Source organism: Denitrobacterium sp. (genome assembly GCF_056180635.1).
In genome coordinates this window covers 38,200-52,984 of sequence record NZ_JAZZJS010000069.1, presented here as the reverse complement: position 1 = coordinate 52,984, position 14,785 = coordinate 38,200, and the positions used below count along the sequence as shown (strand labels likewise).

The following is a 14,785-nucleotide window of genomic DNA, read 5'->3' as shown; positions in this document are numbered from 1 at the left end:
CTCGACGAAGCTTGCCATCGCCGAGGCGGCGCAGAAGCGCGGCATCAATCTCATCAGCTCGATGGGTGGCGGCAATAAGCTTCATCCCGAATACCTGCGCGTCGCCGACATCTTCGATACGGTGAACTGCCGCATGTGCCGTATCATGCGCAAGGAATGCCGCAAGCGCGGCATCACCCATTTGCGCGTTCTGTACTCGTGCGAAGAGGCTGCGCCCGCAACTGCACGTCCTGGCACGGAACGTGGCGAGCGCACGGGGCTGGGAACCATGCCGTATTTTCCGCCGATTATGGGCCAGACCATCGCGGGCTACGTCATCCGCTCCATCGCGGGCGTAGAGTCGCGTGAGGATGTGCTCGCGCGCCGAGGATAGGCTTCGTCAACCTGCCCGCCGCGTCGAAAGGAGAGTGGCATGCGCTACGTGGATATGCACTGCCATCCCGGCTTCCTGCGGGATGCTCCCGCATTCGTCGAGCGTGCCGGGCGCGATGGCATGGGGCTTTTCGCGAATACCGTCCTTCCCTCCGAATTCGAGCGCCTTTCGCGTGATGTGGCAGCTTGCGCGCATGCGCGCGTGGGGCTTGGGCTTCATCCCTGGTGGATTGCGAATGGGGAAGCCGATGAGCGAGAGATTGCCCTATTCGAACGCCATGCCGCGAAATGCAGCTACATTGGCGAGATTGGGCTCGACTTCGGAAAACGTTTCGCGCAGTCTCGCGACCTGCAGATTTCCGTGCTTCGGCGCATTCTTTCCGTATGCGCGTTCACGGGCGTGCAGCATGTAATCTCGTTTCATTCGTCGGGGGCCGCAGGCATGCTCATGGACGAAGTCGAACGTGCATGCCTACCCGATGCGATCTGCATCTTCCATTGGTTTTCCGGCTCGTCCGACGAGCTGGTGCGCGCTCGCGATGCCGGCTGGTATTTCAGCGTGGGGGAGCGCATGCTCGCCACGAAGCGTGGCAAGGCGTACTTGAGCGCCATACCTGCCAATCGGCTGCTCTTGGAAACCGACTTCCCCTCGGCGCCTGGGAGCAAGATGCATTATGATGCGTATTGCCGTAGTTTGCGGGGCGTTGCCAAGGCGGTGGCGGCTGCGCGCGGCGAGGAGGTAGTGCAGCAGGCGCTGGAAACCAGCTACAGGCTGCTTGATTTGAATGTGGTGAATCATGGCTAACGAGGAAAAGCAGGAATTCGTTCCCCAGACTGAAGACGAGGCACTGGCCGAAGAGGCGCGCAAGATGGCTCAGATCAGCAACGAGTACGTTGCGATGACCGACGAACTTGCCGAGCTGAACGCCCTGGAGGCGTTCGTCGACGCGCACGACGCAAGCGAGTTGGGTGGCGTATACGGTTCTATGCTGGGCATGCTTGGCAACCGCAAGTAACGTTGCTGCAACTCTATTGCGCGCTGCCGAAAAATCACTTGCGCGCGCTAAAGCGTGCGTGCTAGTATGAGCGCATTCACAAATGAATAGCCAAACCGTTGAAGCGGAAGTAACGGCGAATATGCTTTCACAGAGAGCCCGCGATGGTGGAAATCGGGCAAAACACAGTTCGTCAAATGGACCGCCGAGGGCGCGGTGAAAGGCCTAGGCCAAGTAGCACGCGACGTGTGGGCATACGTTAGTTGCCGGGAATGTGTTGGCATTCCGCAGAGTGCGTGGCCGAAGGGTCGCGAATCAAGGTGGCACCACGGATCTTCAGATTCGCCCTTGATGGAACCAGGTTCCGTCGGGGCGTTTTTTATTGCCCCGACGCGCTCGTCTCCAACAGGGCGGGCATGGGGAAGGAGGATCCCATGGGTGTTGCTGAAATGACAGTGCGCGCAGATGGCATGCGGGATGGCCCGCGTGCTTCCGTGCGGAATGCGTCGCCTACGCTCGACGAAGCGCTCTCTATCGCGCACGAGCAGGACGTTTCGCGCGTTCCCATCGCCATCGAGATGCTTTCCGACGCGTATACCCCGCTCACGGTGCTTTCGAAGCTGAAGGCGGTGTCGCAGCACTGCTTCGTGCTGGAGAGCGTAGCGGGCGGCGACAAGCGCGGGCGCTATACGTTTCTGGGCTTCGAGCCCCGCATGGCCATCGCCTGCAAAGACTCCGTGTTCACGGTTGATGGCGAAAGCCGGGCCGCATCGAATCCCAGCTCAGAGCTGCGTGCGATTTTGCGCGAGTATCGCACCGCGCGCGTTGAGGGCCAGCCGCCGTTCACGGGAGGCCTGGTGGGCTACTTCAGCTACGACTACCTGAAGTACGCCGAACCGACGCTCAACCTGGATGCGCGCGACACCGAGAACTTCCAGGACTTCGACTTGATGCTGTTCGATCGCCTGATCTGCTTCGACGACGTACGGCAGAAAATCATCCTCATCGCCCACGCCGATCTTTCACGTGGGAGCGAGGGCTACGAAGATGCCCTTGAGTCGCTCGAGCATATCGCGAATATCATCGAGCGTGGCGAATTGTCCGTCGAAATGCCAGGTCACGTGCTTGGTCCGGCGAAGGCCCTCTTCGACGAGGAAGCGTACTGCTCGATGGTGCGCCGAGCACAGGAGTTCATTCGCGAAGGCGACATCTTCCAGGTCGTGCTGAGCAATCGCCTGGAAGTTCCCTACGAGGGAAGCCTGCTGAACGCCTATCGCGTGCTTCGCGCCATCAATCCGTCGCCCTATATGTTCTATTTCAGCGGCAGCGACATGGAGGTCGCCGGCGCGAGTCCCGAAACCCTCGTGAAGCTCGAGGATGGCGTACTGCATACGTTCCCCCTGGCAGGAACGCGTCCGCGCGGGAAGACGCCCGAGGAAGACCGTGCGCTCGAGGAAGAGCTGCTGTGCGACGAGAAGGAGCTTGCCGAGCATAACATGCTTGTCGACCTGGGGCGCAACGACCTGGGCAAGGTGAGCGAATTCGGGACGGTGGAAGTGGAGCGCCTCCATTCCATTGAGCGTTACAGCCATGTCATGCATATCGGCAGCGTGGTGCGCGGGCGCCTGCGTGAAGGGTGCGACGCGCTCGACGCGGTGGAGGCCGTTCTTCCTGCGGGCACGCTTTCGGGGGCTCCCAAGATTCGCGCTGCGCAAATCATCAACGATCTCGAGGACAACAAGCGTGGCATCTACGGCGGTGCGCTTGGCTATCTGGATTTCACGGGCAACCTGGACGTTTGCATTGCCATCCGCATTGCGTACAAGAAGAACGGCCGCGTGTTCGTGCGCAGCGGTGCGGGCATCGTGGCTGATAGCGACCCCGCAAAGGAGTATCGCGAATGCGTGAACAAGGCCGCGGCGGTAGTGCGTGCCCTGGATGATGCGGAGGAGCTGCGATGATTCTGCTTATCGACAACTATGACAGCTTTTCCTACAACCTGTTCCAGATGCTTGGGGCGATCGAGCCCGATATTCGCGTCGTGCGCAACGACGCCCTGTCGGTTGAGGATATTCGCGACGCTAACCCAGCTGGCATCATCCTCTCGCCTGGGCCGGGCCGTCCGGAGGATGCGGGCGTGTGCGTCGAAGTGGTACGCGAGCTGGGCGCGCATATCCCAATTCTGGGAGTTTGCCTGGGGCATCAGGCGATTGCGGTGGCATCTGGCGCTCGCGTGGGGTATGCGTCCACGCTCATGCATGGCAAGCAGTCGGTGGCTTCTCTCGCCGATGGCTGCCCGCTCTTCAGCGGGGTTCCGCATGAGACTCCGGTTGCCCGCTACCATTCGCTTTCCGTCGACGAGGCGACGTTGCCCGATCACGTGCATGTCGTCGCGCGTGCCGACGATGGCGAGGTGATGGCCATCGCGTACGAGGGCGCTCCCGTCTGGGGCGTTCAATTCCATCCCGAGAGCATCATGACGCCTGATGGCGCGCGCATGCTTTCGAACTTCATCCAGCTTACGAAGAGGTACGACCTGCAAGGAGGCAGCAATGATTAAGGAAGCGATAGAGAAAATCGTGCGGAAGGAAGACCTCACGTACGACGAGGCGTATGCCGTTATGAACGAGATCATGGACGGCGCGACGAGCGCGACGCAGAACGCGGCGTTTCTGGCTGCGCTGTCGACGAAGAGCGCCAAGGCGGAAACCATCGACGAGATTGCGGGATGCGCTGCGGCGATGCGCGACCATGCGACGCCCGTTCCGCATCCTGGCATGGAGGTGCTCGAAATCGTGGGCACGGGCGGCGACCGCAGCAACACGTTCAACATCTCGACGACCACCGCTCCCGTGGTGGCTTCGACGGGCGTGAAGGTAGCGAAGCACGGCAACCGCGCGGCTTCGAGCAAATCGGGCACGGCCGATTGCCAGGAGGCGCTGGGCGTGAATTTGCAGCAGAGTCCCGAAAAGGCGCTACAGCTGCTCGACGACGTGGGCCTGTGCTTCTTCTTCGCGCAGATGTACCACGCTTCGATGAAATACGTTGGTTCTATCAGGCGCGAACTGGGGTTCCGCACGGTGTTCAACATCCTGGGGCCGCTTACCAATCCTGCTCGCCCCGAGTACTTCCTGCTGGGCGTCTACGATGAATACCTGGTAGAGCCCATCGCGAAGGTTCTTGACGCCATGGGCGTGAAGCGCGCGTTGGTGGTGTACGGCTCCGACAAGATGGACGAAGTGTCTGCAAGCGCTCCCACCGTCATGTGCGAGCTGCGCGACGGCTACTATCGCACGAGCCGCATTGCGCCCGAGGACTTCGGGCTCGAGCGTTGCCGCAAGGAAGACCTGGTGGGCGGCACGCCCGAGGAGAATGCCGCTATTACGCGCGACGTGCTTTCGGGCGCCGAGGGGCCACGCCGAACCGTGGTGCTCATGAATGCCGCGGCCGCGCTCTTTGCGGCGGGCGCCGTCGATAGCCTGCAAGAGGGCGTTAAGCTTGCCGCGCGTCAGATCGATAATGGCGCCGCGCTTCAGACGCTCGATGCGTACATTCGCGCAAGCAACGAGTAAGGGCGCATGATGGCGAATATCCTGCAAGAACTTGCCCGCGCAGCCGAGGTGCGCGTTGCGGCCGACAAGGAGGCGTGCTCCCTCGACGAGCTGCGCTCTCGGACGCTCGCGTTGCCGGCCGACGACGCGTTTTCCTTTGAGCGCGCGCTTGCAGCGCCGGGCATGTCGTTCATCTGCGAATGCAAGAAGGCGTCGCCCAGCAAGGGCGTCATCAACGAATCGTTTCCCTATATGGACATTGTGCGCGCGTACGAGCAGGCGGGTGCGGCCGCAATTTCGGTGCTCACCGAGCCAACGCGCTTTCTGGGAAGCGACGCGTACCTGGCCGAGATTTCCGCGACGGTGGGCATCCCGTGCCTGCGGAAGGATTTCACGGTCGACGAGTACATGATCTACCAGGCGAAGCTCCTGGGCGCCAAGGCAGTGCTGCTCATCTGCTCCATCCTTGACGATGCGCAGCTCGCGCGTTTCATCGACGTGGCGGACGGCCTGGGGCTCAGTGCGCTCGTGGAGGCGCATGATGCGCGCGAGGTGGAGCGTGCGTTGCGGGCGGGGGCTCGCGTAGTGGGTGTGAACAATCGCAATCTGGCGGATTTCTCGGTCGATTTCCGGAACAGCCTGCGCTTGCGCGACATGGTGCCGTCCGATGTTCTCTTCGTCGCGGAAAGCGGCGTGCGCGAGCCCGAGCAGGTACGTGTGCTCGAGGAAGGCGGCGTGGATGCCGTGCTGGTGGGGGAGGCGCTCATGCGCGCATCCGATATCGGCTCGGCGCTGGCGGCATTGCGGGGCGATGCCCTATGACGCGCATCAAGATGTGCGGGCTCCATTCCCCGCAGGATATCGAGGTGGCGAACGAGGTTCGTCCCGAGTACGCCGGCTTCGTGTTCGTGCCCAATTCCCATCGAGGCGTATCGCTGAGCCAGGCTATGGAGCTGAGCGCCAAGCTCGATGCGTCGATTTGCCCGGTGGGCGTGTTCCTGGATGCGCCCATTGCGTTTATCGCCGCAGCGTGCGAATCGGGTGCGATACGCATGGTTCAGCTGCATGGGAACGAAGGCGAGCCGTATATCGATGCGCTTCGCAAACGCGTGGATGTGCCAGTCGTGCAGGCGTTCGTCGTACGCGATGAGGAAGATGCCCGCCGCGCTTCCCGCAGTAGCGCCGATTACGTGCTGCTTGATGCAGGGCGCGGTGATGGGAGGGCGTTCGACTGGTCGTTGGCCACGCGCGTGCAACGCCCCTTCTTCCTGGCAGGTGGGCTCGACCCCGAAAACGTCGTACGCGCCATTGAGTCAGTGCATCCCTTCGCCGTTGACGTGAGCAGCGGCATCGAGACCAATAAAGCGAAAGACCCTGGGAAAATGCGCGCATTCGCTGCGGCGGTGCGCTCGGAAAGGACGGAATGATGGCCGAGAGGAAAGGACGCTATGGCGTGCATGGCGGGCAGTATATGCCCGAAACGCTCATGAACGCCGTGATCGAGCTGGAGGAGGCGTATGGGCATTACCGCAACGACCCGACGTTCCAGCGTGAACTGACCGAGTTGCTGAACGGCTACGCCAATCGCCCGAGCTTGCTGTACTTCGCCAAGAAAATGACGGAAGACCTGGGTGGCGCCAAGGTATACCTCAAGCGCGAGGACCTCAACCATACGGGCGCGCACAAGATTAACAACGTGCTGGGCCAGGCGTTGCTAACCAAGAAGATGGGCAAGACGCGCATGATCGCCGAAACTGGCGCGGGCCAGCATGGCGTTGCCGCCGCCACGGCCGCTGCCCTGCTGGGGCTCGAATGCGTGGTGTTCATGGGGAAGGTCGATATCGAACGCCAGGCCCTGAACGTCTATAAGATGCGCCTGCTGGGCGCCGAAGTGGTTTCCGTTGAAACGGGGACGGGCACGCTGAAGGACGCGGTGAGCGAGGCGATGCGCGAGTGGACGGGCCGCATGGCCGACACCCACTACTGCATCGGCTCCACGATGGGCCCGCATCCGTTTCCCGCGATGGTGCGCGACTTCCAGGCTGTCATCGGCCGCGAGATCAAGCAGCAGCATCTTGCGGCGGAGGGGCGGCTCCCCGATGCCGTTGTCGCATGCGTGGGCGGCGGAAGCAACGCAGCCGGTACGTTCTACGACTTCATTGGCGATGCGGATGTGGCGCTCTATGGCTGCGAGGCCGCAGGTCGGGGCATTGATACGTTCGAGACGGCCGCAACCATCTCCACGGGCAGCCAGGGCATCTTCCATGGGATGAAGAGCTATTTCTGCCAAGACGAATATGGCCAGATAGCGCCCGTGTACAGCATTTCCGCGGGCTTGGATTACCCGGGCATCGGGCCAGAACACGCCCATTGGCACGACATTGGGCGCGTGCGCTACGTGCCCGTTACCGATGAGGAATCGGTTGAGGCGTTCGAATACCTGTCGCGCATGGAGGGTATCATTCCCGCCATCGAAAGCTCGCATGCCTTGGCGTACGCGATGAAGCTGGCGCGGGAAATGACTCCGGACCAGAGCATCGTCGTAACCGTTTCGGGGCGCGGCGACAAGGATTGCGTGTCCGTCGCGCGCTATAGGGGAGAGGATATCCATGAGTAACATCGCACGTGCCTTTCAGGGCGGAAAGGCATTCATTCCGTTCATTACCGCAGGCGATCCCTCGATTGCGGTTACCGAAGAGTGCATTCGGGGCATGGCTGCGGCAGGCGCCGACCTCATCGAGATAGGCATTCCCTTTTCCGATCCCACAGCCGAAGGCCCCGTCATCATGGAGGCGAATGAACGCGCGTTGGCGGGCGGCGTCACGACCGACGATGTGCTCGACATGGTGGCGCGCCTGCGCTCGGGCGAGCATGGGCAGGCGGTGAGCATTCCATTCGTGTTCATGACCTACGCGAACGTCGTGTTCAGCTATGGCGTCGAGCGCTTCATGGACCGCGCGGCGAGCGTGGGCGTGGATGGGCTCATTCTTCCCGACGTGCCCTTCGAGGAGCGCGAGGAGTTTGCGCTTCCGGCTGCGCGCCATGGGCTTGACGTCGTATCGATGGTGGCTCCCACCTCGAAGGATCGCATTCGCACTATCGCGAGCGAGGCGTCGGGATTCATCTACGTCGTTTCCTCCCTGGGCGTGACGGGCGTGCGCAGCCACATCACCACCGATATCGGGGAGCTAGTCGCGCATATTCGCGAGGCTACCGACGTGCCTGCGGCTATTGGGTTCGGCATTTCCACGCCCGAGCAGGCCTCAAGCATGTCGCGGGCCGCCGACGGCGCCATCGTGGGCAGCGCGATCATGAAGCTCATCGCCGCCCATGGCGATGGGGCCCCTGGGCCTGTTTCTGCCTACGTTGCCGAAATGGCTGCGGCCGTGCATGGGGAATAGCATTCGGCACGCACGGTCACGTGCCGAATTCATTGGCACTGGGGCACTCTGCTGTGGTAAAGTGCCCCATGTCCGATGGTGGGTACCTGCTCTCTGGAAGGAATAGCCCGTGTTTGCAAAGCTCCTCATGATCGTCGTGTTCGTCGCCATCGTAGTTGCGATTGGCATATACACGCGCCATCATGCGAACAGCGTCGATGGGTTCGTTTTGGGTGGTCGCAACGTTGGCCCGTGGCTTTCCGCCTTCGCCTACGGCACCAGCTACTTTTCCGCGGTCATCTTCGTGGGCTATGCTGGCCAGTTTGGCTGGAAGTTCGGTCTTTCGGCATTCTGGATTGGCCTGGGCAACGCGTTCCTGGGAAGCTTGCTTGCCTGGTGGGTGCTTGGTCCGCGCACGCGCGAGATGACCCAGCGCCTGAAGGCCGCCACCATGCCCGAGTTCTTCGGCAAGCGCTATGCGAGCAAGGCGTTGCGCGTGGCTAGCGCCGCCATCATCTTCGTGTTCCTCATTCCCTATACCGCCTCGGTTTATAACGGCCTATCGCGCCTGTTCACGATGGCGTTTGGCATTCCCTATGAATGGTGCGTCGTGGGTATGGCGGTTGTGACCTGCATCTACGTGGTTCTGGGCGGCTACATGGCCACCGTGGTGAACGACTTCGTGCAGGGCTGCATCATGCTCGTGGGCATCATCGCCGTCATCGTGGCCGTGATGCTCTCGAATGGCGGCTTTTCGGAGGCGGTTATCTCGCTTTCGCAGGTGCAAGCCGATACGGGCGGCCTCCAGGGCGCGTTCGTGAGCATGTTTGGCCCCGATTTGTTCAACCTCGTGTGCGTCATCATCCTCACGAGCCTTGGCACGTGGGGATTGCCCCAGATGGTTCAGAAGTTCTACGCCATCAAGAGTGGCCCCGCGGTGAAGGAAGGCGCCATTATCAGCACGCTGTTCGCCGTGGTGGTTGCGGGCGGGAGCTACTTCCTGGGTGGCTTTGGGCGCCTGTACGAAGGCGATATCGCCTTTGCCGCCAATGGCACTCCGGTGTACGACTCCATCATGCCCACCATGCTTTCCAGCCTGCCCGATGCTCTTATCGGCTTGGTCGTGGTGCTCGTGCTTTCGGCGAGCATGTCCACGCTTAGCTCCCTCGTGCTCACCAGCTCCAGCACGCTTACGCTCGACCTCATCAAGGGCAACGTGGTGAAGAAGATGTCCGACGAAGCGTCCCTTGGCTGGATGCGCGCGCTCATCGTGTTCTTCGTCGTGGTGTCGGCGGCCATCGCGCTCGTGCAGTATCACAGCACGATTACCTGGATTGCCCAGCTCATGGGCATTTCCTGGGGCGCGCTTGCCGGCGCGTTCCTGGGTCCTCTGCTATGGGGCCTGTTCAGCAAGCGCATTTCGAAGGCTGCGGTTTGGGCGAGCTTCATCTGCGGCGTGGGCCTTACCACTGCCAACATGATCGTTCCCTTCATGGGGTCGTCCATCGTGGCGGGTGCGGCCGCCATGCTGCTTTCGATCGTCATCGTGCCGCTCGTGAGCCTCGTTACGCCCTCGGTGCCGTTCGAGGTCACGCCGCCTCGTGCAACCGCGGCCATCGACCGCGAATACGCGCACGAACTCGCCGAAGGGGGCCAGCCGGCCTTCGATAGCGCCGAGACCCTGGAGCGCCTGTAGTCACGCCGTTTGCCCATCGATACATCGATTTGCAGGGCGCGGCGCATGTCGCACCCTGTCTGGGTGGGGTATAATCCCCTCTGGAAATGAAGCGCCAGAGACGACGAGAGGGGTGCATGAGATGCTTCTTATTCGCACCGATGCGAGTGCCGATGTGGCCATCGGGGTAGGGCATGTCATGCGTTGCGCCGCCGTTGCCGAGCAGGCGCGTCTCGCTGGCGAAGACGTTCTGTTTCTCGTGTCCACCGAAGAGTCGGCTCTCATCGTCGAGTCGTTTGGCTTCCCCTGCGAAATGGTGGGCGGCGATCCGCACCTGTTCATGCGCGTCGACGCCATCAATCTCGCGCGCGTGGCCCGCGATGAAGACGCGTCGGCCATCCTCATCGACTCGTACGCCGTAACGAACGGGTTCTTCGACGAGCTTGCGAATCTTCTTGCCTCGCGTGACACCAAGGTCGCCTACATCGACGATGCCTTCACGTTCAAGGAGGGCTTCACGTCGCATCCCGCGCCCATCCAGGCCGACGTGGTCATCAACTACGGCTTTGCCTTCACGGAAGCCCAGTACCGCGACGCCTACGAGGGCTTGCCTACCATGCTCTGCATTGGCCCCGCGTATGCGCCCGTACGCCATGCGTTTTCGGAAATGCGCTCCGCCGAACCTACGGGCGACGAGGTGCATTCCATTCTCGTTACCTGCGGCTATGCAAATCCCGATGGCATTCTGGAAAGGCTTGCCGATTGCTGCCTGCGCGCGCATGAAAGCGCCCATGTCTACGTGGTGCTGGGTGGCGACGCCCCGTTCTCGCTCAGCTCGTTCGGCACGCAGGTGGCCGGCCGCGTGCATTTGGTGCGCAACGCCACGAACATGCCCGAGCTCATGCGCTCCGCCGATGTCGCTCTTTCCGCTTCGGGGCTTACTCTGTACGAGCTCGCCTGCGTGGGCGTACCTACGGTGGCCCTGCCTACCGCCGAGAACCAGACGGGTCATGCCCGCGGATTCCAGGACCTTGGCTTGGGGCCGCATGTTTCGATCGAGCGTCCATTCGATTTCGACGGAATCGCCCGTGCACTCGCCAATCTTGCCGCCGATGCCTCCGCTCGCGGCCGTTTTTCCCGTCTAGAGCAACAGGCAGTTGACGGATGTGGTGGTGCGCGCATCTTCCAATGCATCTCGAACGGTACCAATTAGTACCTCTGCTATAATTGTCAGACACTTGGGGGCGCAGTTTGGGGCCATGCGTTGGCTCCCGAATGCGAAGGGTGTGCTGTGCCGGAAGCGTTGGAGTCATATGCGGCAAAAGACAGTGTGACGGGGTTGCTGAGCGAACCCGCCTTCCGTGCCCGTGCGTCTTCTTTCATCTCCCATATGAAAAATCCGGGCACCCACGCCCTCATCGTCATCAATATCGGCAACTTCAAGGGAATCAACAGCCGCCACGGCTATGCGCGCGGCGATGAATGCCTGCGCACCATGGGCGAGGTCCTGCGAAGCATTTTCCCCGACGGCATTCTGGGGCGCTTGTATGCCGACCGCTTCTGCTGCATCGTGCGCAATGAGCGAATCGAGCAGGCTATCGCCGCCATTCATTCGCACATGGCGTGGCATTACGAGCGCACGTCGCTGGGCATCATCGCGGGCGTGTACGTGCTCGACGATTCATCGGCGAGCGAGAAGCGCGCTATCGACCGTGCCTTGTTTGCGTGTCAGAGCGTCACCGACCGCTTCGGCGTGCACGTTCGCTATTTCGACGACGAGCTGGCGCGCAAGCTCAGCCGCGATGGCTACGTGCTCAATAATTTGGAAGAGGGCATAGCTTCGGGCGAGCTCACCGTGTACTACCAGCCCATCGTGCGCGTGATCTCGGGAAAGATCTGCGGCGTGGAAGCTCTTGTGCGCTGGAACAGCCGCGTGCACGGCATGATGGACCCCGGCCAGTTCATCTCCACGCTCGAGCAGAGCCGTTTCATCCATAAGCTCGACGCGTTCGTGATTCGCACGGTGTGCAGCGAGTTTCATCGCATCCGCGAGCTCGTGCCCACTGCAAGCGTTTCCGTGAACCTTTCGCGCCTCGACTTCGAGCTGTGCGATATCTTCGAGATCGTCGACAGCGCGGTGCGCGAAAATGGCATGAATCCGTCTGACCTGGATATCGAGGTGACGGAAAGCTCGTTCGCCGAGGACTTCGTCATGGTGCGCGAGGGGGTCGAGCGGTTCCGTCGCGCTGGATACAAGATCTGGATGGATGACTTCGGCAGCGGGTATTCCTCGCTTTCCGCCCTTACTGCCGTGCTGTTCGATACCGTGAAGATCGACATGAGCCTCATTCGCGACATCGACAAGAACCCGGCTACGCGCACGGTGCTCTCGCAGGTCGTTGGCATGGTGAAGCGCCTGGGGGCCCATACGCTCACCGAGGGCGTGGAAACGCAGAACCAGCTTGAGTTCCTTCAGTCGATTGGCTGCGAGAAGGCGCAGGGCTACCTGTTCTCACGCCCGGCTCCCATCGACGATATCGTCGAGCGCATTCAGGGCGGCACGCTCGAATCGGAAACGGTTACGGAAAGCGGCTACTTCAGCGATATCGGCCGCGTGAGCCTGGCGGGTGGTTTGGCGGATGCCATGGCGGCATCGGACATGCTCATTTCCGGCACGGTGCCCCTGGCGGTCGTTGAGATTGACCGCGGACGCCTGCGCGTCATTTCCCGCAATCGCCCGTTCGGCGGCTTTCTCGCGGCATTGGGCGTGCATCATTTCGAGGACCTGATGAGCGAGGAGCGGGAATTCGGAACCATTCTGCGCGACCGCTTCCTGCATACGGCGCTCGAGGCGAAGACGGAACAGGCCGACCGTGCCGTCGAGTTCAATTTCGGCGGCGACCTGTGCGCGCTCAGCGTGCGCCATGTCGCGCAGGCCGACCATCGTGACGCATATCTGGTGCGAGCCGTGAACCTCACGCGCCTCGATTCGGCTGATAGCTGGGATAGCCAGGTGACGGTGCGCTCGTTCGTATATGGCCTGTTCGATCGCATCGACGTCATCGACATCGTATCCGGGGAGTTCGACAACATTCGCTATGCCTCGGAAGCGGACAAGAATTTGTTCGCCCGCGGAAAGCTCTCGAAGGTGATCCAGCTCGTGTCGGAGGGCTACGTGCATCCTGACGAGCGGCAGCTGTTCACGGCGTTCTTCGACCAGCACTCCATATTGCGTCGCCTGCGCGCGAATAATGGCCTTATCTCGCTCATCTTCCGCTTCCGCATTCGCACGCGTGGCTATCGCTGGGTGCGCGTTGTCATCACGCCGGTTGCGGCTTCGGGCGAGCGCCGCGTCGTTGCCTGCTTCAAGCTCGTGGGCACGCTTGGCGACCAGGGGCTTTCCGCCATTGTGGGCGGGCTTGCCACCACGTCGCTCGTCGATGCCGTGCTGTACGCGACCGAGCAGAAGGTGTTCTGGAAAGACAAGCATCGCCGGTTCCTGGGGGCGAACCGTGCGTTCTTGGATTACTACGGCTTCGGCAGCGTGCGCGATATCTTGGGAAAGACCGACGAGGATATGGGATGGCATAGCAACCCCGGTCCCTTTAGGTCGGACGAAGAGGATGTTCTAGAGGGCGGGTGCATTCAGGGTGCCCATGGCTTTTGCATCGCGAAGGGCGAGGAGCGCGCAATCATTGCGAACAAGATGCCCGTATTCCAAGATGGCCACATCGTGGGCCTGTTGGGCTATTTCTCGGATATCACCGACCGCGCCTAGTGAGGGAAGCGCAGGCCGCAGACGAATTTCGAATACGAGAGCGAATCGGTGGTGCGCACGAGTGCGCCAGTGTTGGGCGCGTGCACGTAGGGGAGTCCGCCGTCGCCCAGCGCGATTCCGCAGTGCCCGGGGCGAAAGAGGATGTCGCCCGGCTTTACGTCGGTGAGGTTCAGGATGGCGCCCCTGGCGTGCGCCAGGTCGTAAAGCGAGCCCGTGTAGTGGGGCATTCCCTTGATGCCCGCCTGCGCGAATGCCCAGATGACCAAGCCCGAGCAATCGAACGTGTCGGGGCCGGCGGCGCCCCAGACGTAGGGGCATCCCACGCGCGAGAGCGCATAGTCGATGATGGCGGGGAAGGGCTCGATGTTGCGCGGATTGCCGATGATGTCGACCGGCCAGTCGGCGCTCGCCATTGCCTGCGCTTGGGCGGTTTCGAGCAGCTCCTTTGCCTGGGCGTCGAGGCTGTCGTACAGCGTTTGCAGCTCGGCCGTCTTCTTTTCGGCCTCTTCCTTGATGCGGTTCGCCTCATCCATCTTCGAACGGGCGATCTGCTCCTGCTCTTGCTTCTTGCGCTTGGCTTCCTCGTTTTGGGCACGCAGGTCTTTCGTTTCCTGCACCATTTCGGCGTCGGCCTTGTTGATGTAGTCGTACATGTCGAGCTGCGTGGCAAGCTCTTCGAACGTGCTCGAGCCGAAGAGCAGGTCGTATATGCTCGTGAGCCCCGTCTTGTATTCCAGGCGGATGCGTTCGCCCATGCGGTCCTGCAGCTCGCCGATGCGCTTGTTGTTAACGTCGATGAGCTTCTGGACTTCGGCGACTTCCGCTTCGGCGGCGTCGTGCTCTTCCAGGGCCTTCTGGTAATTGTCGGCAGCGGTTTCCACTTCGCCGCGCATCTGGATGATCTGCTGCTGCACATCGTATTGCTGCGTCTTCAGGTCGAGCAGCTCGTCGGCGGACGCGCGGCGTGGCAGCGCGCACCCCAACGCCCCCGCTACTGCAAGAGCGCCCATACCAACTACCACGCGCCGGCGTCC

13 protein-coding genes and 1 pseudogene are annotated in these 14,785 nt (G+C 61.8%); 13 read left to right on the top strand and 1 reads right to left on the bottom strand.

The features are described 5' to 3' along the window. The 13 genes and pseudogenes from AC04P6_RS06295 to AC04P6_RS06235 form a co-directional block, all read left to right on the top strand. Window positions 1–373 (top strand): annotated as a pseudogene (locus AC04P6_RS06295) (tRNA threonylcarbamoyladenosine dehydratase); the annotation flags it as partial. Between the two features lie 39 nt (window positions 374–412). After that, window positions 413–1,177, top strand: a complete 765-nt coding sequence (locus AC04P6_RS06290) for a TatD family hydrolase (protein ID WP_475565764.1) — start codon at window positions 413–415, stop codon at window positions 1,175–1,177. Next, window positions 1,170–1,388 carry a hypothetical protein gene (locus AC04P6_RS06285; protein ID WP_475565763.1) on the top strand — a complete coding sequence of 73 codons (219 nt, stop codon included), beginning with the start codon at window positions 1,170–1,172 and terminating at the stop codon, window positions 1,386–1,388. Before AC04P6_RS06290 ends, AC04P6_RS06285 begins: the two co-directional genes overlap by 8 nt. 413 nt (window positions 1,389–1,801) lie before the next feature. After that, window positions 1,802–3,328: an anthranilate synthase component I family protein gene (locus AC04P6_RS06280; protein ID WP_475565762.1), complete on the top strand. Its 1,527-nt coding sequence runs from the start codon at window positions 1,802–1,804 to the stop codon at window positions 3,326–3,328. After that, window positions 3,325–3,927 (top strand): anthranilate synthase component II, encoded by a 603-nt coding sequence (locus tag AC04P6_RS06275; RefSeq protein WP_475565761.1) that lies wholly within the window; start codon window positions 3,325–3,327, stop codon window positions 3,925–3,927. The genes AC04P6_RS06280 and AC04P6_RS06275 overlap by 4 nt, the downstream gene beginning before the upstream one ends. Continuing rightward, window positions 3,920–4,939, top strand: coding sequence for an anthranilate phosphoribosyltransferase (gene trpD / locus AC04P6_RS06270; protein WP_475565760.1), 1,020 nt, complete (start codon window positions 3,920–3,922; stop codon window positions 4,937–4,939). The genes AC04P6_RS06275 and trpD overlap by 8 nt, the downstream gene beginning before the upstream one ends. Before the next feature lie 6 nt (window positions 4,940–4,945). After that, window positions 4,946–5,740 (top strand): indole-3-glycerol phosphate synthase TrpC, encoded by a 795-nt coding sequence (gene trpC, locus AC04P6_RS06265; RefSeq protein WP_475565759.1) that lies wholly within the window; start codon window positions 4,946–4,948, stop codon window positions 5,738–5,740. Then, the gene (locus AC04P6_RS06260) at window positions 5,737–6,345 is read left to right on the top strand and encodes a phosphoribosylanthranilate isomerase (protein ID WP_475565758.1); all 609 of its coding nucleotides are present in this window, start codon (window positions 5,737–5,739) and stop codon (window positions 6,343–6,345) included. The genes trpC and AC04P6_RS06260 overlap by 4 nt, the downstream gene beginning before the upstream one ends. Then, a complete protein-coding gene (trpB, locus tag AC04P6_RS06255) occupies window positions 6,345–7,535 on the top strand; it encodes a tryptophan synthase subunit beta (protein ID WP_475565757.1) in 1,191 nt (396 codons plus the stop codon). The genes AC04P6_RS06260 and trpB overlap by 1 nt, the downstream gene beginning before the upstream one ends. Beyond that, window positions 7,528–8,319, top strand: a complete 792-nt coding sequence (trpA, locus tag AC04P6_RS06250; RefSeq protein WP_475565756.1) for a tryptophan synthase subunit alpha — start codon at window positions 7,528–7,530, stop codon at window positions 8,317–8,319. Before trpB ends, trpA begins: the two co-directional genes overlap by 8 nt. Window positions 8,320–8,428: 109 nt before the next feature. After that, on the top strand, window positions 8,429–9,994 hold the full coding sequence (locus tag AC04P6_RS06245) for a sodium:solute symporter family protein (RefSeq protein ID WP_475565755.1): 1,566 nt from the start codon (window positions 8,429–8,431) through the stop codon (window positions 9,992–9,994). A gap of 121 nt (window positions 9,995–10,115) precedes the next feature. After that, window positions 10,116–11,186, top strand: coding sequence for a PseG/SpsG family protein (locus tag AC04P6_RS06240; protein ID WP_475565754.1), 1,071 nt, complete (start codon window positions 10,116–10,118; stop codon window positions 11,184–11,186). A gap of 78 nt (window positions 11,187–11,264) precedes the next feature. After that, window positions 11,265–13,751: an EAL domain-containing protein gene (locus AC04P6_RS06235; RefSeq protein WP_475565753.1), complete on the top strand. Its 2,487-nt coding sequence runs from the start codon at window positions 11,265–11,267 to the stop codon at window positions 13,749–13,751. Here the strand turns inward: AC04P6_RS06235 and AC04P6_RS06230 are convergent. Next, the gene (locus tag AC04P6_RS06230; RefSeq protein ID WP_475565752.1) at window positions 13,748–14,773 is read right to left on the bottom strand and encodes a C40 family peptidase; all 1,026 of its coding nucleotides are present in this window, start codon (window positions 14,771–14,773) and stop codon (window positions 13,748–13,750) included. The two genes, AC04P6_RS06235 and AC04P6_RS06230, sit on opposite strands and share 4 nt — an antisense overlap. Window positions 14,774–14,785: the final 12 nt, after the last annotated feature.

Excerpts from the sequence above, each read along its gene's own strand:
- AC04P6_RS06290 (WP_475565764.1), top strand. The coding sequence starts at position 413 with ATGCGCTACGTGGATATGCACTGCCATCCCGGCTTCCTGCGGGATGCT.
- AC04P6_RS06285 (WP_475565763.1), top strand. The coding sequence starts at position 1,170 with ATGGCTAACGAGGAAAAGCAGGAATTCGTTCCCCAGACTGAAGACGAG.
- AC04P6_RS06280 (WP_475565762.1), top strand. The coding sequence starts at position 1,802 with ATGGGTGTTGCTGAAATGACAGTGCGCGCAGATGGCATGCGGGATGGC.
- AC04P6_RS06275 (WP_475565761.1), top strand. The coding sequence starts at position 3,325 with ATGATTCTGCTTATCGACAACTATGACAGCTTTTCCTACAACCTGTTC.
- trpD (WP_475565760.1), top strand. The coding sequence starts at position 3,920 with ATGATTAAGGAAGCGATAGAGAAAATCGTGCGGAAGGAAGACCTCACG.
- trpC (WP_475565759.1), top strand. The coding sequence starts at position 4,946 with ATGATGGCGAATATCCTGCAAGAACTTGCCCGCGCAGCCGAGGTGCGC.
- AC04P6_RS06260 (WP_475565758.1), top strand. The coding sequence starts at position 5,737 with ATGACGCGCATCAAGATGTGCGGGCTCCATTCCCCGCAGGATATCGAG.
- trpB (WP_475565757.1), top strand. The coding sequence starts at position 6,345 with ATGGCCGAGAGGAAAGGACGCTATGGCGTGCATGGCGGGCAGTATATG.
- trpA (WP_475565756.1), top strand. The coding sequence starts at position 7,528 with ATGAGTAACATCGCACGTGCCTTTCAGGGCGGAAAGGCATTCATTCCG.
- AC04P6_RS06240 (WP_475565754.1), top strand. The coding sequence starts at position 10,116 with ATGCTTCTTATTCGCACCGATGCGAGTGCCGATGTGGCCATCGGGGTA.